A 19,548-nucleotide genomic window follows, 5' to 3' on the forward strand; every position below is an offset into this window, starting at 1 on the left:
GCTCCGGACGGTCGCAAGCTGCTGCGCCTCGAGGTGCGCAACGCCCAGACTCCCATCGAGCGCAAGCCCGAGTGGATCAAGACCAGGGCGAAGATGGGGCCGGAGTACCAGGCGCTGCACTCGCTCGTGAAGACCGAGGAGTTGCACACGGTCTGCCAGGAGGCCGGCTGCCCGAACATCTACGAGTGCTGGGAGGATCGTGAGGCCACGTTCCTGATCGGCGGCTCGCAGTGCACGCGCCGGTGCGACTTCTGCCAGATCGACACGGGCAAGCCCGCCGACTACGACACCGACGAGCCTCGTCGCGTCGCCGACAGCGTCGTGCGCATGAACCTGCGCTACGCCACGGTCACGGGCGTCGCCCGCGACGACCTGCCCGACGGCGGGGCGTGGCTGCACGCCGAGACGGTGCGCGCCATCCATGCCGCGAATCCGAACACGGGCGTCGAGATCCTCGCGACGGACTTCAACGGCGACCCGGCTCTCCTCGCCGAGGTCTTCGAGAGCCGCCCGGAGGTGTTCGCGCACAACGTCGAGACGGTGCCCCGCATCTTCAAGCGGATCCGGCCCGCGTTCCGGTACGAACGCTCGCTCGACGTGCTGACGCAGGCGCGCGACGCCGGGCTCATCACCAAGTCGAACCTCATCCTCGGCATGGGCGAAGAGCCGGAGGAGGTGGTGCAGGCGCTCGAGGACCTGCACGCGGCCGGCACCGACATCATCACGATCACGCAGTACCTGCGCCCGACGCCGCGTCACCTTCCGGTGGCGCGCTGGGTCAAGCCCGACGAGTTCGTCGCGTTCAAGGAGGAGGCTGAGCGCATCGGGTTCCTCGGCGTGCTCGCCGGACCGCTGGTGCGCTCGTCGTACCGAGCCGGGCGCCTCTGGGCGCAGTCGATGCTGTCGAAGGGACGCGAGATCCCGCCGCACCTGGCGCACATCGCCGAGGACGTGCACGTCGAGCGCGGGTTCGCGCAGGCGGTCTGAACGGGGCCCGGCGCGGCCGCGCGTCTCGATCCCGGCGCGGCGGTCAGTCCGCGCTGGTCACCGACAGCACGCCGCCGTCGGAATCGAGGTTCACCAGCAGCACGTCGTCGGTGGCGTCGGGGTCGAGTGCGTACTCGAGCACCGCGAACGGGTCGGAACCCCCGTGCTCGTCGGCGAGGATCGTCATGCTCATCAGCTGCAGCGAGCGGATCACGTCGATGTGCACGTCGCCCGAGATGTCGACGAGCGTGTCTTCGAGGGCATCGCCGAGCGCCTCCTGCTGCTGCAGGATGTACTCCGTCACCTCGCTGGTGCGGTCGCTGAGCTCGTTGACCATCGCGTTGCGGGCGCTGCGGTCGATCTCCTCGATCGACGAGATGAGCGCGGCGGCCACATCGAGGGCCGCCTCCGACACGTCGTCCTGGTCGGGAGCAGTGAGGTCCACCGTGACGGACTGGTCTCCCAGTTCGACGTTCTCCGACCAGAAGATCGATCCGTCAGGCCCCGATTCGAGGAGTCCGAAGTAGTCGTGCTCGATCGCCATGACCCCATGAAACCGCAACGAGCGCGTCGGCGATAGCCCGAACGCGGCATGGCGCGGATTCGGTCGGATCCGGGTGCGGAATCAGTCGACGAGGGACGCCGCGAACACGTGCGGAGTGAAGCCCGTGAGGTCGCCGATCCCCTCGCCCTGGCCCAGCAGCTTGACCGGGATGCCGGTGCGTTCCTGCACGGCGAGGACGAATCCGCCCTTTGCCGAGCCGTCGAGCTTGGTCAGGACGAGACCGGTGACACCGGCGTGCTCGAGGAACGCCTGGGCCTGCATCACACCGTTCTGTCCGGTCGTCGCGTCGAGCACGAGCAGCACCTCGCTGATGGGCGCCTGCTTCTCGATGACGCGGCGGATCTTGGAGAGCTCGTCCATGAGGCCGCCCTTGGTGTGCAGGCGGCCGGCGGTGTCGACGAGCACGATCTCGGTGCCGGTGTTCTTCGCGTACTCGATCGTCTGGAAGGCGACGGATGCCGGATCCTGTCCCTCCTGCTGCGGCCGGACGATCGTCGCGCCGCCGCGCTCGGCCCACGTCGCGAGCTGGTCCACCGCGGCGGCCCGGAACGTGTCGGCCGCACCGACGACGACGGAGCGGCCGTACCGCTGCAGGAACTTCGCGAACTTGCCGATCGTCGTGGTCTTGCCGACGCCGTTGACGCCGACGACCAGCACGACGGCCGGGCGCTCGGTGAGGCGCAGCGTCGTGTCGAACTTCGCGAAGTGCTCCTCGAGGGTCTCCTTCAGCATGCGCTGGAGATCCCGCGGATCGGTGGTGCGATACCGCTCCACCTTCTCGCGCAACTCGTCGACGATCCGCTCGGTGATGTCCGGTCCGAAGTCCGCGGTGAGCAGCGCGGTCTCGAGGGCGTCCCACGTCGTCTCGTCGATCGTGGGCTTGACGAACATGCCGCGCAGCGCGCGTCCGAGCGACCAGGAGCTCTCTGCCATGCCTCTAAGCCTAGGGTCAGGTCACGAGGCGGCGCGTTCGGCGATGCGCTGGCCGACGACCGCCGAGACCCCGTCCTGCCGCATCGACACGCCGTAGAGTGCGTCCGCGATCTCCATCGTGCGCTTCTGGTGCGTGATGACGATGAGCTGACTCGAGGCGCGCAGCTGCTCGAAGACGCCGAGCAGGCGCCCGAGGTTCGCGTCGTCGAGCGCCGCCTCGACCTCGTCGAGGATGTAGAACGGGCTCGGCCGCGCCTTGAAGATCGCGGTGAGCAGCGCGACGGCCGCAAGGGATCGCTCTCCGCCTGAGAGCAGCGAGAGGCGCTCGATCTTCTTGCCGACCGGCCGCACGGCCACCTCGATCCCGGTGGTAAGCGGTGAGTCCGGGTCGGTGAGCGTGATCGACCCCGTGCCGCCGGGGAACAGGATGGGGAACACCTCGCCGAACGCGATCTTCGTGTCCTCGAAGGCCGCGAGGAAGATCGTCTGCATGCGCTCGTCGAGCTCTTCGATGATCGTGAGCAGATCCTTGCGGGTCTGGGTGAGATCTGCGAGCTGCTCGGTCATGAACTTGTGGCGCTGCTCGAGCGCCTCGAACTCCTCGAGCGCGAGCGGGTTCACGCGGCCGAGCTGCGCGAGCTTGCGCTCGGCTTCCTGCAGTCGCCGCTTCTGCTGCGCACGATCGTAGGGAACGGATGCTGCGCCCTCAGCAGCGTCGTCATCTCGAGGGGGCTGGCCCAGTTCGACGAGAACCGGCTGATCCGGACCATATTCCGAAACGAGAATATCCTCGTCGAACCCCAGCTCGGACTGCACCCGTTCGAGGAGTCCGGTGACGTGGAGACGCTTCTCGTGGATCTGCAGCTCCAGGGTGTGGACGCTCTCGGTCAGCCCGGCGAGCCGCTCCCTGACGCCGGTCTCCCGGCTGCGGAGCTCGGCGAGCTCGGCGGTCACGGCCGTGCGCTCGGACTCCGCCGCGGCCAGCTCTGCGCGGGCCTGCGCGAGGGAGCGATCCACCGAGTCGATCACGGCAGGCAGCTGACCCGCGACGCCGGCGGCGATCTCACGCTGCGCGCGTCGGATCACGGCGCGCCGCGCGGCCTCAGCCGCCGCCTCGCGCTCCCGCTCGCGCTGGCGCTCGAGCGCGACGACGCGCGCTTCCCCGGCGCGGATGCGTTCGCGCAGCGTCTCGACGTCCAGGCGTGAGCGCATCTCGCTGTCGCGCGCCTCTTCGAGCGCGCCGAGCATCCCCTCACGTGCGGACGCGTCGAGGATCGGACGCGGGGCCTCGAGGGCCGTGGTGAGCTGCTCATCAGCGGAGCGCGCCGAGGACTCGGCCTCCTCGACCGCCGCGGCCGCCTGGGCGAGGCCGGCGGCGAGGCGATCGCACTCGGCGACGGCGGCCTCGTGTCGCACCGTCGCCCGGTTGACCTGCTCGGCATGGGCCGCGAGGGCGGCGTCGTGCTCGCGGAGGGTCGCGAGAGTGGTCTTGGTCCGCAGGCGGGCAGACTCGAGCTCGCGGGTCGCATCGGTGAGTGCGGCGCGCAGCGAGTCCGCCACGACGGCGATCTCGTCGCGGCGGTCTGCCGCAGCATCCCGTTCCGCGGCCAGCTCCAGGCGCGACCGCGAGGCTCCCGCGCCGGCGCGGAGCGAGTACTCGGTGTAGACCTCGCCGCGGCGCGTCACGAGGGTGATCGGGCCGCCGAGCTCGGCGTCCGCGAGCGCCGGGCCGGCGTCGCGCGCGGTGTCGAGATCGTCGACGACGACCACGTACGACAGCAGGCCGAGCACGCCCTCGGGTGCGGTCACGACGTCGCGCGCCGGAACCACGCCCGGCAGTGCGGGGAATGCCGGGTGCATCATGCCGGCCGCGGCGATCACGATGTCGACCACGCCCGCATCGGCCTCACGTGCGGCCTCGGCGACGACGAACGCGGCGGCGCGGTCCTCGACGAGCACGCCCTCGGCGATCGGTCCCAGCACGGCCGCGATCGCAGCCTCGAAACCGGGTCTCACCTGCACCGCGTCGCCCACGAGTCCCCGGACGCCGTCGAGCCCCTCCGAGATCAGCGAGGAGGCGCCGTTCTTCACGTCGAGGGCCCGGCTCAGCGCGGCCGTCTGTGCGGTCAGGGCGTCGCGCTCGCGCTCGGCGGCGTGCAGGCGCTCCCGCAGCGACGACACCTCGGACTCGGACTCGGACGCGTCGCGCTGCGCCCGCTCATAGGCCGCGGCGTGGTCGGCGGAGGACTCCTCGGGGACGAGGTCGGGGTCGACGCCCGCGAGGATCTCCTCGGCCTCCGCGCGGCGCGCGAGCGCCGCGTCGAGCGCCTTCTGCTGGCGTTCAACCGCCGTTCGGACGGCGGCGAGAGCGGATGCCGCGGCCTCCGCCGTGCCGCGCAGCGCGGTGATGCGCATGTCGTGCTCCGAGACGAGCGCGCTCTGCGCGGCGATGTCGGAATCGAGGGCGTCGAGCTCGGCCCGGGCACGCACCACGCCCCGCGCAGCGTCGGCGGCGGCGTCCTGCGCCGCGCCGAGGCCGTCGGAGACGTCGTCGATCTCAGCCCGGGCCTCGTCGATCATCGCCTGGGAGACGGTCGTCAGTTCGATGCGGTCCTCGTCCTCCGCGTCACCGAGAAGCGCGAGTCGCTGCCCCGCGAGGGCGTACAGTCCGCGCAGCCGCTCCTGCACCCGCTCCAGCCCGAACGACACGCGGCGCGCGCGGTCCACGCTCTCGGAGCGCTGGTCGCCCTCGAGCTGCTCGATGCGCACCCGGGCGTTGTCGAGCCGCTCCTGCAGCACCATGCGCTCGGCATGCCGCTCGTGCTCGCTCTGCGCGTGGGAGGCGAGCTCGGCGCGCAGGCCCACGATCTCGTCGGCGAACAGACGCGCCTTCGCGTCGCGCACCACGGCGGCGATGGTCGCCGCCTCCCTGGCGATCTCGGCCTGGCGGCCGAGCGGCTTCAGCTGGCGGCGCAGCTCACCCGCCAGGTCGCTCAGCCGCGTGAGGTTCGCCTCCATGGCATCGAGCTTGCGGAGGGTCTTCTCCTTGCGGCGACGGTGCTTGAGAATGCCGGCCGCCTCTTCGATGAAGCCCCGGCGGTCTTCGGGTGTCGCCTGCAGCACGCTGTCGAGCCGTCCCTGGCCGACGATCACGTGCATCTCGCGACCGAGGCCGGAGTCGCTCAGCAGCTCCTGCACGTCGAGCAGACGGCAGGATTCACCGTTGATCGCGTACTCGCTCGAGCCGTTGCGGAACAGCGTGCGGCTGATCGTCACCTCGGAGTACTCGATCGGCAGCGCCCCGTCGCTGTTGTCGATCGTGAGCTGCACCTCGGCACGGCCGAGCGGGCCGCGCGTCGCGGTGCCGGCGAAGATGACGTCCTCCATCTTGCCGCCGCGGAGGGTCTTCGCCCCCTGCTCGCCCATCACCCAGGCGAGCGCGTCGACGACGTTCGACTTTCCGGAGCCGTTGGGACCGACGATGCACGTCACGCCGGGTTCGAGGGCGAAGGTCGTCGGCTGCGCGAACGACTTGAACCCTTTGAGCGTCACGCTCTTGAGGTGCATGAACACGCCCTCCACCCCGGTCGTTTACCCGCCTACGCTACCGGAGCGCGGCGCCCGCGCCCGGACGACCGGCCGCGGGGCGGACAGACGTCGCGACACGCCATGAGATCACCGAATCTGCGAGAAAGCTTGACGCGGGTATCCCTCACCCGCTAACGTCACTCTCTGCGTCTGAAGTCGAGAAAGGAGGTCCCCCGATGATGCTGATGACTCCAACCGGAATCGCCGCCCGTGATGGCGGAGCGAACCGTGCCGTCGCGTCGGGGACCGTCTCCTTCGGCGCAGTGCTGAACGGCCGCTTCCCCGCCGCCATCTGATCCCCGCAGGGGACGAGTCTGCCCGTTTCCGGGCGACGACCGTCTGTTGCGCCGCACCCGCTTCGCGGTGCTGAGCGCTCTCCCCCTGCATCCCCGTCCCGTCGTGCTGCGGCACGGCATCTCCGCCTCTCGGCGCCGCCTGAGGCATCACTCCCATCTGAAAGAGCAATCGATCATGAATACTCTCCTTGCGCCGCAGCGCCCCTCGGGCCTTCCCGATACGCTGCGGCTCCCGAGCCGCGACACCCGCATCTCGCTCCTGGACCGCCTCGCCCTGCACCTGGGCCTGCGGCTCCTGCTGTGGAGCACCCGCACCCCGCGGCTCGCGGACGACCGCCGCCGGCACGCCGAGTCGTACCGGCACCAGGAGTCCACCGCGCAGCGTGAACGCGCGTACCTCCGCGAGGCCAGCCTCGCACCCCGGCCGTGACGGCCACCGGGGCCGCCGCCCGCACCCGGGCGGCGGACCCCCCTCCTCACCCGCACGCATCGACACCGCAAGGACGCAACGACATGGACACCATCACGGGGCTGGAGTTCCGCCCCCTCGTCGTACCCGCCACCATCGACGCACCGGACGCCGCTGACTTCGTCGAGATGGTCCGGGTGCGCAACCTCATCTACCGCGAGATCTCGGGTCACGACGACCACGGGATCACCGCGGACGAACTGCTCCCCCACTATCGGCCCTCCGAGTACGAGACCCGGCTCAGCTGGGTGGTCGTCGACGACGGCGCGATCGTCGGGCGCATCGGCATCGACTTCCCGCACGAGGACGGCTCCACCGCCGCCTTCTGGCTGATCGAGCTGCTCCGCGAGACGTGGGGACGCGGCATCGGCTCGGCCGCCTACGAGCTGGTCGAGCGCACGGCGCGCGAGCACGGTCGCACGGTGCTCCAGTCGTGGGCCGAGCACCCGGCGGCGCCGGGGCCGCAGCTCGCACCGCCGACCGGCTTCGGCGCGATCCCCGAGGACCATGTGGCACGGTTCTACCTCCGCCACGGCTACAAGCTCGAACAGGTCGAGCGCAACAGCGCCTTCGATCTGACCGGGTCGTTCGACGATGTCGAGCGACTGCTCGCCGAAGCCCGGGCCGCATCATCGGCTTACCGCCTCCTCCAGTGGTCCGCCCCGACCCCCGACGAGTACGTCGCCGGCTACGCGTGGATGAAGTCCCGCATGTCGACCGACGCACCCGCGGCTGCGCTCGAGTTCGACGAGGAGACGTGGGATGCCGCGCGGATCGCCGAGCACGACGAGCGGTACACCTCGTCGGGACGCACCATCCAGGTCACGGCCGCACAGCACATCGAGACCGGTGAACTGTGCGCATTCAACGAACTGGTGATCGGCAAGGACCGCACCGAGGCGAGCCACCAGGAGGACACCCTCGTCCTCAAAGAGCACCGCGGGCACAAGCTCGGAACGCTCGTGAAGTGCGCCGGACTCCTGTCCTGGCGCGAGATCGCGCCGGACTCGGCGCGCGTCATCACCTACAACGCAGAGGAGAACCGGCCCATGCTGGACATCAACGAGGCGATCGGCTTCGCGCCCATCGCCTACGAGGGCGCATGGAAGAAGGTGCTCGATGACTGACCTGACCGAGACCGCTGCGCCGGCCGCGCCGGCCGAGCCGGGCGCGCCGACCATTCAGCGCATCGTCGTCCCCGAGAAGACGGACAGCGCCGATGCCCGTGTGTTCCTCGAGATGGTGCGGATCGCGAACGCGGTCTGCCTCGAGGACGCCGGTCACGACTACCTGCACGAGGAGCCCGACGAGATGCTCGGGTTCTGGCAGGACCAGACCGACTGGACCCAGCTCGGGTACGCCGCGCTCCGCGGCCACGAGGTGCTGGGCGCGGTGAAGCTCATGATCTCGAACGAGTCGGATGCCAGCACGGTCGAGTTCGACCTCATGGTCGATCCGCCGCACCGCGGTCAGGGCCTCGAGGAGCTCCTGCTCGCCGAGGTCGAGCGCGAAGCCCGGGAACGTGCACTCGCCACGATCCAGACCTGGACGCTGCACCGACCGGATGCCGCGGGCCCGCGTCTGCAGCCCTCCACGGGCTGGGGCGCGATCCCCGCCGACGACGCGCAGACGAGGTTCCAGCTGGCGAGCGGCTTCACGCTCGAGCAGGTGGAGCGCAACAGCGTGTTCGACCTGACCGGCGACTTCGCGCTCGTGGAGCGCATGCTCGCCGATGCCGTCGCAGCCGCGGGCGACGAGTACCGCCCGATCCAGTGGACGTCGCCGACACCGCCGGAGCACGTCGACGGATTCGCCTACGCGCTCTCGCGCATGTCGACCGACGCGCCGGCCGGCGGACTCGTCATCGACGAGCAGCACTGGGACGCCGCGCGCGTCGAGCGTCGTGACGCCCGCCTGAAGGCACAGGGGATGACGGTGTCGGTCGCGGCTGTGCTCCACGTGCCGACGGGGCGGGTCGCCGCGTACAACGAGCTCGTGATCGGCGAGGACCGTTCCGGCGCGACGCAGCAGTACGGCACGCTCGTCGTGAAGGAGCACCGCGGTCACCGTCTGGGCACGATCGTCAAGTGCGCGAACCTGCTGCGCTGGCGCGACCTGGTGCCCGAGTCGCCGCGGGTCTCGACGTTCAACGCCGAGGAGAACCGGCACATGCTCGACATCAACGAGACCATCGGCTTCGTGCCGGCCTCGTACGCCGGCGCGTGGAAGAAGGTGCTCGACCTCTGATCCCGGTCCCGCGCCGGAGATCACTCAGCCGCGTGCCGCGCCCGATCCGTCCACACTCGGGCGCGGCACTCGCTGGCAATGGGCGCAGAAGTGGCTCGAGCGATTCGTGAACGACACGCGCACGATCGGACGGCCGCACCGGGGGCATGGCTCGCCCGTGCGCCCGTACGCGTTGAGCGAGTGAGCGAAGTATCCGGCCTGCCCGTTGACGTTGACGTACTGCGCGTCGAAGCTGGTGCCGCCCTCGGCCAGCGCCTTGTCGAGCACGTGCCGCACCTCGCCGAGCAGGCGATTCACCGCGCGGGTCGGCAGAGCGCGGGCCGACGTCTCGGGGTGGATGCGCGCGGCCCACAGCGACTCGTCGGCGTAGATGTTGCCGACCCCGCTCACGACCGTCTGGTCGAGCAGCACGCGCTTGATCGCCGAGTCCTTGCGCGCGAGCGTGCGCCGGAAGACGGCATCCGAGAACGCCGGATCGAGCGGGTCGCGCGCGATGTGCGCCACTTGAGAGGGGACGGATGCCTCGTCCCACCCGTAACCGCCGGGCGCGCCGTCGGGCGTGGCCACGAGCTCGTCGATCGCGAGCGAGCCGAAGGTGCGCTGGTCGGCGAAGACGACGGACAGCTCGCCGTGCGCGGGGTGCGCGAGATCGATGCGCACGCGCTCGTGCCGCTCAGGCGCCGCCCCCGGAGCGCGCAGGAGCATCTGGCCGCTCATGCCGAGGTGGCCGACCACCGCCTCGGACGCCGGCGCGTCGGCGACGCCTGTCTGCAGCGGGAGCCACAGGAACTTCCCGCGCCGCGCGGCCGATGTGATGACGCGTCCGGTGAGGCGCGCCTCGAAGTCGTCACCGCCTCCGCCGTGCCGGGTCAGCGCCCGGTCGTCGAGGACGGTGACGCCGATCACGAGGGCGCCGGTGACAGCGGGGGCGAGGCCGGCGCGGACGACCTCGACCTCGGGAAGCTCAGGCACGCCCGCTGAGTGCGCGCCAGGCCGTGAGCGCGGCGGCCATCTCGGCGTGCTTCTTGCTGGTGCCCGCGCCCTCCGCCGTGAGCTCCCCCACCGTCACGGTCGCCGTGAAGCGGCGATCGTGGTCGGGTCCGGTCGAGGTGACCTCATACGCCGGCGGCAGCAGGCCGCCGTGGGCGGCGAGCTCCTGCAGTGCCGTCTTCGGATCCATCGCCGCGCCGTAGCGCTCGGGGTCGGCGAGCAGCGGCTCCACGAGCCGCAGCACCAGGCCGGTCGCGGCATCCGGTCCCGTCGACAGGTAGGTCGCGCCGAAGATCGCCTCCATGGTGTCGGCGAGGATCGAGTCCTTGTCGCGCCCGCCGGTGAGGATCTCGCCGCGGCCGAGCTTGAGGTGCGCACCGAGGCCGATCCCCCGTGCGATCTCGGCGAGGGCCACCGTCGAGACGACACTGGCGCGCCGTTTCGCGAGGGCGCCCTCTTCGAGCTCGGGGTGGCCGGTGAACAGGCGCACCGTCACGGCGAGGCCCAGCACGGAGTCGCCGAGGAACTCGAGACGCTCGTTGTGCGGGACCTGCCCGTTCTCGTACGCCCACGAACGATGCGTCAGCGCCAGCGACAGAAGCTCGGGGTCGATGACGACTCCGAGCTTCTGTGTGAGGTCTGCGAGCGTGGAGCGCTCGGCTGCGACGTCAGTCACGTCAGACCGTGCGCGACGATCAGACGTCGGCGACCTTGCGGCCCTTGTACTCGAGGAACAGCTCGGTGCCCTGCGAGTCGGTGACGACCTTCGCCTGGTGCGGACGGCTGTAGACGGTCTTGCCGTTCTCGACGGTCTTGACGAGCGTGGGGGCCTCGGCCTTCCACTGCGCGCGACGCGAGCGAGTGTTGGAGCGGGAGACCTTCCGCTTCGGGGGGTTACCTGCCATGGCTAGCTCTCTTCTGTGTTCTCGACGCCGCTGTCAGCCGCGGGGGCGCGGTGATTCGTCGTCGTGGCTCGTGGTGAAGTCCTGGAGCGCGGCCCATCGTGGATCGAGGGGCTCGCTCTGCGGCGTTCCGGCGTTCTCGGCCAGACGCTCACCCGTCATCGGATCGAGTCCGGGGCAATCCGGCTGGCACACCGGCTGAAACGGAAGCGACAGGACGACCGCTTCCCTGACCAGAGTTTCAAGATCCACGTGGTCGTCTTGAACCTCGAAGTCAGTTTCTTCCTCCCCAGGATACGCGAAAAGCTCCTGAAACTCGACTTTGAGCCCCTCGGCGATGTCGATGAGGCACCGGCTGCAGATGCCGGTGTACTCCGTGTCGACCTCTCCGGAGACGAGAATGCCCTCGTGCACCGACTCGAGGCGGACGTCGACGACGACGGGCTCGCCCTCGGGGACGGCCACGAGACCCTCGCCCCACTTCGCGGGAGCGGGGACGTCGAGGGTGTGCTCGCGCATCTCGCCGGAGCGGTGGACGATGTCTCGGACCGGGAGGACGAACGGACCCGTCACATGCTTTCTGACCACGGCTCCAGCCTAGCCGCGGTTCCTGGTCAGATGCCGCGCGCGCCGGTGTCGAGGAACCGCGCCACCGCGGGCGGCACGTACGGCGAGACGTCGCCGCCGAGCGATGCGACCTGACGCACGAGCGAGCTCGACACGAGCGCGTGAGCGGGGTCGGGCAGCAGGAACACGGTCTCGACGTGCGCCAGGTGACGGTTCACGATCGCCATCGGCGTCTCGTACGCCACATCGACCTGCGAGCGGATGCCCTTCACCAGCACGCCCGCGCCGACCTCCGTCGCGTAGTCCACCAGCAGGCCCATGCTCCACGAGGCGACGATGACGTCGCCCTCGATCTCGCCCTCGGAGATCGACTGCTCCAGGAGCGATTGACGCTGCGCGATCGGCAGCAGCGCCTCTTTGCCGGGATTGTGCACGACGAGCACGTGGAGCTGGTCGTACAACGACGCGGCGCGGCGGATCACGTCCAGATGACCGAGGGTCGGCGGATCGAACGATCCCGGGACGACGGCGATCCGGCTGCTCATGCGGTCCAGCCTAGTGGGACGCGCGAGGGCGGCCCGACGCGTCAGTTCTTGGCGAGAGCCGCGCGCTCGGCTATCCCGACGTTGCGCTCGAGCGCTGCCGCCAGACCCGGCTGCTTCAGCAGCGCGGGGTCGTCGGCCAGCACCCGCTCGGCCTCCACCCGGGCCTCGGCGATGATGTCGGCGTCCTTCACGACCCGCAGCAGACGCAGCGACGACCGCGCGCCGGACTGCGCGTCGCCCAGCACGTCGCCCTCACCGCGCAGCTCGAGGTCGACCTCCGCGAGCGCGAAGCCGTCGAGGGTGGAGGCCACGGCATCCACACGATCGCGCGCAGGAGTGCCGCGCGGCGCCTCGGTCACCAGCAGGCAGAGCCCGGGGATTCCGCCGCGCCCGACGCGCCCCCGCAGCTGGTGCAGCTGCGACACACCGAACCGGTCCGCCTCGAGGATCGCCATCGTCGAGGCGTTCGGCACATCGACGCCCACCTCGACCACGGTCGTCGCGACCAGCACGTCGACGTCGCCGCGGGCGAAGGCCTGCATGACGGCGTCCTTCTCGTCGGACGGCATCTTGCCGTGCAGGATCTCGACCCTGATGCTCTCGTAGGACGGATGCCTCGACAGCAGGTCCGCGACCTGCACGACGCCCCAGCGGGTGCGGCTCGCCTCGCCGCCGGTGGCACCGGCGGGCTCGTCGGCGGTGTCGTCCTTGGTGAGCTTCTCGGCGTCGATGGCGGCGCACACCACGAAGGCCTGACGCCCCTGCGCGACCTCTTCGGCGATGCGCTCCCACACACGGGCGAACCAGCTCGAGTGCTCGGCCAGCGGCGCGACGTGGGTCTCGATGCCGGCACGGCCGGCCGGCATCGTGCGGATGGTCGAGACGTCGAGGTCGCCGAAGACGGTCATCGCGACGGTGCGCGGGATGGGCGTCGCCGTCAGCACCAAGGCGTGCGGCGAGGATCCCTTGGCGCGCAGCGACTCGCGCTGCTCGACGCCGAAGCGGTGCTGCTCGTCGACCACCACGAGTCCGAGATCGGCGAACGTCGTGCTCTCGCTCAGGAGCGCGTGCGTGCCGACGACGATGAGCGCCTGCCCCGACGCGGCGCGCAGCGCCGCCTTGCGGCGCTCGGCGGCGGGGAGCTGCCCGGTGAGGAGCGTGGGCATGAGCTCGGGAGCGAGCTTCGGCCCCAGCATGCGTGCGATCGACCGGACGTGCTGGGCGGCGAGCACCTCCGTCGGCGCGATGAGCGCCGACTGGCCGCCGGACTGGGCGACCTGGAGCATTGCGCGCAGCGCCACCAGCGTCTTGCCCGAGCCGACCTCGCCCTGCACAAGCCGGTTCATCGGCCAGTCGCCCTGGAGGTCGCGCGTGACGTCGTCGCCGACCGTGATCTGGTCGGGGGTGCGCGGGAACGGCAGCGCCTCGTCGAACCGTTCGAGCAGCGGACCGGGCGCGCGCCTGGTCGCCGAGAGCGCCCGAACGAACTGGCGCTGCTGCAGCAGCGCCACCTGCAGGACGAAGGCCTCCTGCATGCGCAGCGTGGCGCGCGCCGGCTCGATCTCGGCGAAGTCGGTCGGACGGTGGATGTGCTCGATCGCGGTGCGGGCGTCGATCAGCCCGTGCCGCGCGCGCAGGTCGTCGGGGAACGGCTCGGGCACCTCCCCCAGGCCGTCGAGCACGAGCTCGACGATCTTCTGGATCTGCCAGCTGGCGACCGTGCTCGTCGCCGGATAGATCGGGATGGGCAGGTTCGCGTTCGCCTGGACCTTCAGTCGCGCGGTGTCGGCGTCGTCGAAGAGCTCGTAGTCGGGGTGCGCGAGCTGCTGCGCGCCCTTGTAGATGCCCACCTTGCCCGCGAAGATGCCCTGCCGCCCGGGCTGCAGGTCGCGCACCCGCCACGACTGGTTGAAGAACGTGAGCGACATCTCTCCGTTGCCGTCGCTGATCACGACCTCGAGCAGCGACCCGTTGCGGTTCTTCATGCGGCGTTCGCTGACGCGGCGCACCTCGGCGACGATCGTCACCGGCTCGCCGAGCGGCAGGGTCGAGATCGGCGTCAGCTCACCGTGGCGCGCGTAGCGCCGCGGATAGTGGACGAGCAGGTCGCCCACCGTCTTCATGCCGAAGGCGCGCTCGAGTGCCGCCGCCGTCTTTCCGCCGATCGCGCCGCCCAGGCTCGAGTCGAGGGTGAAGGAGGCCACGCCACGAGTCTAGGAGCGACCGGCGACGTCCCGTTCCTCAGGCGAAGATCGACTCCACGATCTCGGAGAGGAACGCACGCCCGTTGCAGTTCACGTGGAGAGGTGGATCCGCACCCCGCCGCGGGCGACGATCATCTCCTCGGTGTCAGGGGCGCCCCCGACGGGGCCGCACCGCGGCGGACCGTTATCGTGAGAGGGTGACGCGCATCATCGCCGGCCGTGCGGGCTCGCTCGTGCTCGACGTGCCGGACGCCGGCACCCGGCCGACGAGCGACCGCGTGCGCGAGTCCCTCTTCGGGGCGCTGGAGTCCGCCGACGCGCTGCGCGGTGCCCTGGTACTCGACCTCTACGCCGGCTCGGGCGCGCTCGGGCTCGAGGCGGTGAGCCGCGGCGCGGCATCCGCCGACCTCGTCGAGAAGTCCCCGCGCGCGGCGACCATCGTGCAGCGCAACGCCGGTCGCGTGGCGAAAGCCGTGGGGGCCGATGCCGCGATCCGCGTGCACCGCGCCGCTGCCGACGCGTTCCTGCGCTCCGCCCGCGGCCCGTTCGACCTGGTCTTCCTCGATCCGCCCTACGACGTCGGCGAGACGGAGCTGTCGTCGACGCTGGCGCTCCTCGTGCCGCTCCTCGCGACGGGAGCGGACGTCGTGATCGAACGCGCCCGGCGCTCCCCCGAGCCGAGCCTGCCCGACGGCCTCGTCGCCACGCGCTCGAAGCGCTACGGCGACACCGCGATGTGGTGGGCGACCACGTCGGAGTGAGCCACGCGGCTCAGCCCGTGCCCGCGTCCCAGTCCTGGTAGGGATCCCATCCGCCCCGCCCATCGTGGGGCCGGCCGTCGACCAGCACGGCGACGTCGCCGCGCGCCCGCACCGTCCCCACCCGGACGAAGCCGTGCGGCAGTGCCCGGTTCGCCGGGAACGTCGCCAGCAGCGCGTGGTCCTCGCCGCCCGCGAGCGCCGAGGCGACGTCGCGTCCGAGCGCCGCCGACTCGAGCGCGATCGTGACATCGGATGCTGCGGCCATCCGCGATGCGTCGAGCACGAGGCCGTCCGACACATCCATCATCGCGGTGGCGCCCGCATCCGCTGCCTCGGGGCCGAGCCACACCGGCGGCGACGGACGCAGCTGAGCGACGAGATCGGCGAGCTCCGCCTGGTCGAGGTGGCTCTCGTCGACCGGGATCGGGTGGGCCGCAGCATCCGTGAACCGCTCGAAAAGGATCCGGAGGCCCCGTGCCGCGCGTCCCAGCTCGCCCGCCACGGCGACCAGGTCGCCGGGCCGGGCGCCCGAGCGCAGCACGGGCGGACGACCGGCCAGCGCCCCGAGAGCGGTGACGGCGATCGTGAGCGTGTCGGAGACGGTGAGGTCGCCGCCCTCGACGCGGCAGCCGGGCGCGAGATCGCGGCACGCGGCGCGCAGGCCGTCGGCGATGCCGGTGACGAACGACAGCCGCGTCGCATCGGGCATCGCGAGGGCCACCAGCAGCGCGGTGGGCGTCGCGCCCATGGCCGCCACATCGGCGAGGTTGACGGCAGCCGCCTTGTAGCCGAGGTCGTACGCGCTCGACCACGCGAGGCGGAAGTCGGGGCCGTGGACGAGCGTGTCGACCGTCGCCACGACACGGCCGTCGGCGGCGGCGATGACGGCGGCGTCGTCGCCCGGGCCGACGAGGGCGTTCGACTCGCCCAGGCGTTCGAGGATGGCGGCCAGGATGCGCCCCTCGCTGAGCTCGCCCACCGTCGGATCCCTGCGCTCGTCGCCCACACGACCACGCTACCGGTGCGGGCGTCGCCCGCCGCGCGGCCGGGTTAGCCTGGAAGCGTGCGTGCTCTCCCCTCTCTCGTCGCGTTCGGACTCACGATCGTGGCCGCTGTCGGGCTGACGGGCTGCACCACGACCGTCGACCTCGACCCGGCGCCGTCGGCGAACGACCCGCTGTGCGCGGAGGTGGCCTCGCGCCTGCCGGGGTCGGTCAGCGGCCAGGCGCGACTGTGGACCGACGCGCAGGCGACCGGCGCGTGGGGCGTGCCCGGAGACTCGAAGGTGCTGCTGACGTGCGGCGTCGAGCCGCCGGGACCGACCACGCTCCCCTGCCAGGACGTCTCGGGGGTCGACTGGATCATCGACGACTCCGACGCACCGAGGTTCCGCGTGACCACGTTCGGCCGCACCCCCGCCGTGGAGATCTACCTCGACACGACAGCCGACGAGAACGGCGAAGGCGTGTCGAGCCGCGATGTGCTCGACGCCCTGTCGCCGATCGTGAGCGTGCTGCCTGTCGACGGGCAGTGCCTCGACCGGGGCGAGGCGACTCCCGCCGCCTGACGCCCGAGCACGGCGGCGCTCAGCGAGCGGCGCGGATCCCGGTCGTCTGCCCTGCGCGTTCGAGGGCGGTGTCGACGAGCTCGGTGATGAGCTCGGGGTACGACATGCCCGACGCGATCCAGCACTTCGGGAACATCGAGATCGGGGTGAAGCCCGGCATCGTGTTCAGCTCGTTGACGTACAGCCCGTCGGCGGCGAGGAAGAAGTCCACGCGCGCGAGGCCCTTGCCGTCGACCGCCTGGAAGGCGCGGACGCCGAGCTCCTGGATCGCCGCGATCTCGGCGTCGGTGAGGTCGGCGGGGCACACCACCTCCGCGCCGTCGCCGCCGAGGTACTTGCCCTCGAAATCGTAGAACTCGCGGGTCGTCAGCACGATCTCGCCCGGGAGCGATGCGCGCGGCGCGGCGCCGCCGCGCCCCTCGAGGATCGCGACCTCGACCTCACGGCCGACGATCGCCGACTCGATGAGCACCTTGTCGTCCTCGGCGAACGCGAGGGCGAGCGCCGCGTCGAGCTCCGACGCGTCGTGGACCTTCGAGACGCCGACGCTCGACCCGGCGCGCGCAGGCTTGACGAATGTCGGCTCACCGAGGGCCGCGGCATCCGTTCGCACACCGTCCGGGTCGCGCTCCCAGCGCTCCTGCGTCACGGTCACCCACGGGGAGACGGGCACGCCCGCCGCCTGCAGGACGATCTTCATGAAGTGCTTGTCCATGCAGAGCGCAGAATCGAGCACGCCACCGCCGGCGTACGGGATCTCGAGCGTGTCGAAGAAACCCTGGATCGTGCCGTCCTCGCCGTGGACCCCGTGCAGGATCGGCAGCACGACGTCGAGGTCGCCCAGCTCGTCGACCGTGCCGTCGGCGCGGCGGACGCGGAGCGCGCGCTCGCCGACCTCGGGCCACAGGATGCGGGTCCCGTTGTCGACGACCTCGGGGAGCCTCTCGGCGTCGAGCGCGAACTTGGCCGGGTCGTCGTCCTCGAGGACGAAGACACCCTCGCGCGTGATCCCGACCGGGATCACGCGGTAGCTGTCACGGTCGATCGCCCGCAGCACCCCGCCCGCCGTTGCGGAACTGATCGAGTGCTCGCTGGATCGACCGCCAAAGAGCACCGCCACCGCCGGCTTGTCCATTCGTCGTCCTCTCGCCCTGGGGGGTGTCGTCGTCTGTCGTGAGATGGGGCGCGATGTCGCGAGGGTTCATGGTGCCGTCGAGCACCATCTTCACCTGCTCGACGATGGGCATCTGCACGCCCACCTCCCGCGCCAGCTGCAGGATGGGCGCGACGGACGCGAGCCCTTCCGCGGTCTGATTCATCTGCTTGACGACGTCGTCGAAGCGATAGCCCTGGCCGAGCAGTCGCCCGGCGGTGTTGTTGCGGCTGAGCGGCGACTGGCACGTCGCGATGAGGTCGCCGAGGCCCGCGAGGCCCTGGAGGGTCTCGGGCTGCGCGCCGAACGCGACGGCGAAGTCGGTCATCTCGACGAGGCCGCGCGTGATGATCGAGGCCTTCGTGTTCTCGCCGTAGCCGACGCCGTCGACGATGCCGATGGCGACGGCGATGAGGTTCTTGAGCACGCCGCCGAACTCGGTGCCGATCACGTCGGTGTTCACGAACGTGCGGAAGTACCGGTTGCGCGCAAGGCGCGCGACCGCCTCCGCGGTCTCCTGGCTCGTGGACGAGATGACGGCGGCGGTCGGCTGCTCGCGGGCGATCTCTAGGGCGAGGTTGGGGCCGGAGGCGACGGCGATGCGGGCGGCGTCGCAGTGAAGCTCCTGCTCGATCACCTGGCTCATGCGCAGGCCGGTGCGGCGCTCGACACCCTTCATGAGCGACACGATGGGCACGTCGCTCTGCGCGATCAGCGGCCGGACGGCCTTCAGGTTCTGCCGCACCGCCTGGCTCGGGATCGACAGGTAGATCTGATCGGCGCCCTCGAGCGCCTCGGACAGGTGGTGGGTGGCGTGCATGTCGCGCGGCAGGTTGATGCCGGGGAGGTACTCGCTGTTGCGCTTGCCCTCCTGGATCTCGCTGGCCAGCTCCGGCCGCCGCGCCCACATGGTGACGTGGGCCCCGCCGTCGGCGAGGATCTTGCCGAACGTCGTTCCCCAGCTGCCCGCGCCGACCACGGCGACGCGCGGGCGCGCGGCATCCTGCCTACGGCTCAAGTCTTCCCGTCTCCTTCTGGCCGTGATCGGCCGGGTTCCACCGCTGGGCGGGCGCGGGCTCGCCGCGCAGGTGCGAGAGCAGGCCGGCGATGTCGGCCATGACGGCGTCCGTCGCCTCGACGAGCGCGGTCTGCGACGAGGCCGCTCCCGCATACGCCGAGAGGTCGACCGGGTCGCCGACGATCACGCGTACGCGGCGGCGCAGCGGCCAGAGCTTGAGCTTGCCGTAGCGCGGGAGCACCTGCTGGGCGCCCCACTGCGCCATCGGGATGACCGGGATGCCGCCGGCCAGGGCGAGGCGGACCGCACCGGTCTTGCCGCGCATGGGCCAGAGGTGCGGCTCGCGCGTGAGCGAGCCCTCCGGGTAGACGATCACACCGCGGCCGTGCTGCACGAGCGTCTCGGACGCCTCGAGCGTGGCGCGTGCGGCGGCGGCCGACGTCGCACGCGCGACCGGGATCATTCCGGTCGAGCGCAGCACCCAGCCGAGCACCGGCACCTTGAACAGGCTCTCCTTCGCCATGAAGCGGGGCGCGCGGCCCAGGCGCCACACTGCCAGGGCGACCACGAGCGGGTCGATCTCGCTCATGTGGTTCGGCGCGAGCACGTAGGCGCCGTCGCGCGGAAGCTTGCGGCCGTCTTCGATCTCGAGCTTGAACAGCAGGCTCAGAAGCGGCACGAGGAGCCCGGCCAGCGGCCAGAAGACACTCGGTCGCGTCTTCTCCGTCGAGGCGCGCGGGCGATCGGTGGTCACCG

General features: G+C 71.1%; 19 protein-coding genes. 6 read left to right on the forward strand and 13 right to left on the reverse strand.

Annotation, left to right across the window (positions count from 1 at the left end):
- Positions 1-18: 18 nt before the first annotated feature.
- A complete protein-coding gene (lipA, locus tag ACFC1I_RS04070) occupies positions 19-987 on the forward strand; it encodes a lipoyl synthase (protein WP_376006774.1) in 969 nt (322 codons plus the stop codon).
- Positions 988-1,030: 43 nt separating this feature from the next.
- On the opposite strand, the gene ACFC1I_RS04075 is transcribed toward lipA, so the two are convergent.
- The 3 genes from ACFC1I_RS04075 to smc all read right to left on the reverse strand — a co-directional run bounded on the left by ACFC1I_RS04075 (position 1,031) and on the right by smc (position 6,052).
- On the reverse strand, positions 1,031-1,531 hold the full coding sequence (locus ACFC1I_RS04075; protein WP_376006567.1) for a DUF2004 domain-containing protein: 501 nt from the start codon (positions 1,529-1,531) through the stop codon (positions 1,031-1,033).
- Between the two features lie 81 nt (positions 1,532-1,612).
- Positions 1,613-2,485, reverse strand: a complete 873-nt coding sequence (ftsY, locus tag ACFC1I_RS04080; protein ID WP_376006568.1) for a signal recognition particle-docking protein FtsY — start codon at positions 2,483-2,485, stop codon at positions 1,613-1,615.
- 21 nt (positions 2,486-2,506) lie between these two features.
- Entirely contained in the window at positions 2,507-6,052 is a 3,546-nt protein-coding gene (gene smc, locus ACFC1I_RS04085) for a chromosome segregation protein SMC (protein ID WP_376006569.1), read from the reverse strand.
- A 492-nt stretch (positions 6,053-6,544) separates the two neighbouring features.
- Between smc and ACFC1I_RS04090 the strand changes: the two genes are divergently transcribed.
- The 3 genes from ACFC1I_RS04090 (at position 6,545) to ACFC1I_RS04100 (ending at position 9,085) form a co-directional block, all read left to right on the forward strand.
- Complete coding sequence (locus ACFC1I_RS04090) at positions 6,545-6,799, forward strand: hypothetical protein (protein WP_376006570.1); 255 nt, start codon at positions 6,545-6,547, stop codon at positions 6,797-6,799.
- Positions 6,800-6,882: 83 nt separating this feature from the next.
- Positions 6,883-7,965 carry a GNAT family N-acetyltransferase gene (locus ACFC1I_RS04095; protein WP_376006571.1) on the forward strand — a complete coding sequence of 361 codons (1,083 nt, stop codon included), beginning with the start codon at positions 6,883-6,885 and terminating at the stop codon, positions 7,963-7,965.
- The gene (locus ACFC1I_RS04100) at positions 7,958-9,085 is read left to right on the forward strand and encodes a GNAT family N-acetyltransferase (RefSeq protein WP_376006572.1); all 1,128 of its coding nucleotides are present in this window, start codon (positions 7,958-7,960) and stop codon (positions 9,083-9,085) included. The genes ACFC1I_RS04095 and ACFC1I_RS04100 overlap by 8 nt, the downstream gene beginning before the upstream one ends.
- A gap of 24 nt (positions 9,086-9,109) precedes the next feature.
- Here ACFC1I_RS04100 and mutM read toward each other — a convergent pair whose 3' ends face one another.
- From mutM to ACFC1I_RS04130, 6 genes are read right to left on the reverse strand one after another with little or no spacing between them, the layout of a single operon-like run.
- Positions 9,110-10,057: a bifunctional DNA-formamidopyrimidine glycosylase/DNA-(apurinic or apyrimidinic site) lyase gene (gene mutM / locus ACFC1I_RS04105; RefSeq protein WP_376006573.1), complete on the reverse strand. Its 948-nt coding sequence runs from the start codon at positions 10,055-10,057 to the stop codon at positions 9,110-9,112.
- Positions 10,050-10,751: a ribonuclease III gene (gene rnc / locus ACFC1I_RS04110; RefSeq protein ID WP_376006574.1), complete on the reverse strand. Its 702-nt coding sequence runs from the start codon at positions 10,749-10,751 to the stop codon at positions 10,050-10,052. Before rnc ends, mutM begins: the two co-directional genes overlap by 8 nt.
- Before the next feature lie 19 nt (positions 10,752-10,770).
- Complete coding sequence (gene rpmF, locus ACFC1I_RS04115) at positions 10,771-10,980, reverse strand: 50S ribosomal protein L32 (protein ID WP_045297913.1); 210 nt, start codon at positions 10,978-10,980, stop codon at positions 10,771-10,773.
- A gap of 33 nt (positions 10,981-11,013) precedes the next feature.
- Complete coding sequence (locus ACFC1I_RS04120; RefSeq protein ID WP_376006775.1) at positions 11,014-11,550, reverse strand: DUF177 domain-containing protein; 537 nt, start codon at positions 11,548-11,550, stop codon at positions 11,014-11,016.
- Positions 11,551-11,591: 41 nt separating this feature from the next.
- Positions 11,592-12,089 (reverse strand): pantetheine-phosphate adenylyltransferase, encoded by a 498-nt coding sequence (gene coaD, locus ACFC1I_RS04125; RefSeq protein WP_376006575.1) that lies wholly within the window; start codon positions 12,087-12,089, stop codon positions 11,592-11,594.
- Positions 12,090-12,130: 41 nt separating this feature from the next.
- Positions 12,131-14,293, reverse strand: a complete 2,163-nt coding sequence (locus tag ACFC1I_RS04130; protein WP_376006576.1) for an ATP-dependent DNA helicase RecG — start codon at positions 14,291-14,293, stop codon at positions 12,131-12,133.
- Positions 14,294-14,490: 197 nt separating this feature from the next.
- On the opposite strand from ACFC1I_RS04130, the gene rsmD reads away from it, so the two are divergent.
- On the forward strand, positions 14,491-15,054 hold the full coding sequence (gene rsmD, locus ACFC1I_RS04135) for a 16S rRNA (guanine(966)-N(2))-methyltransferase RsmD (RefSeq protein WP_376006577.1): 564 nt from the start codon (positions 14,491-14,493) through the stop codon (positions 15,052-15,054).
- Between the two features lie 10 nt (positions 15,055-15,064).
- Here the strand turns inward: rsmD and thiL are convergent, their stop codons facing one another.
- On the reverse strand, positions 15,065-16,060 hold the full coding sequence (thiL, locus tag ACFC1I_RS04140; protein WP_376006578.1) for a thiamine-phosphate kinase: 996 nt from the start codon (positions 16,058-16,060) through the stop codon (positions 15,065-15,067).
- Positions 16,061-16,117: 57 nt separating this feature from the next.
- Between thiL and ACFC1I_RS04145 the strand changes: the two genes are divergently transcribed.
- Positions 16,118-16,621 carry a DUF3515 family protein gene (locus tag ACFC1I_RS04145; protein ID WP_376006579.1) on the forward strand — a complete coding sequence of 168 codons (504 nt, stop codon included), beginning with the start codon at positions 16,118-16,120 and terminating at the stop codon, positions 16,619-16,621.
- A gap of 19 nt (positions 16,622-16,640) precedes the next feature.
- On the opposite strand, the gene ACFC1I_RS04150 is transcribed toward ACFC1I_RS04145, so the two are convergent.
- The 3 genes from ACFC1I_RS04150 to ACFC1I_RS04160 are packed head-to-tail and all read right to left on the reverse strand — an operon-like array spanning position 16,641 to position 19,546.
- Positions 16,641-17,756 carry a D-alanine--D-alanine ligase family protein gene (locus tag ACFC1I_RS04150; RefSeq protein WP_376006580.1) on the reverse strand — a complete coding sequence of 372 codons (1,116 nt, stop codon included), beginning with the start codon at positions 17,754-17,756 and terminating at the stop codon, positions 16,641-16,643.
- Entirely contained in the window at positions 17,656-18,792 is a 1,137-nt protein-coding gene (locus ACFC1I_RS04155; RefSeq protein WP_376006581.1) for an NAD(P)H-dependent glycerol-3-phosphate dehydrogenase, read from the reverse strand. Before ACFC1I_RS04155 ends, ACFC1I_RS04150 begins: the two co-directional genes overlap by 101 nt.
- Positions 18,782-19,546 carry a lysophospholipid acyltransferase family protein gene (locus ACFC1I_RS04160; RefSeq protein WP_376006582.1) on the reverse strand — a complete coding sequence of 255 codons (765 nt, stop codon included), beginning with the start codon at positions 19,544-19,546 and terminating at the stop codon, positions 18,782-18,784. The genes ACFC1I_RS04155 and ACFC1I_RS04160 overlap by 11 nt, the downstream gene beginning before the upstream one ends.
- Between the last annotated feature and the right edge of the window lie 2 nt (positions 19,547-19,548).

The organism is Microbacterium sp. NPDC056044, assembly GCF_042267145.1.
GTDB lineage: Bacteria > Actinomycetota > Actinomycetes > Actinomycetales > Microbacteriaceae > Microbacterium.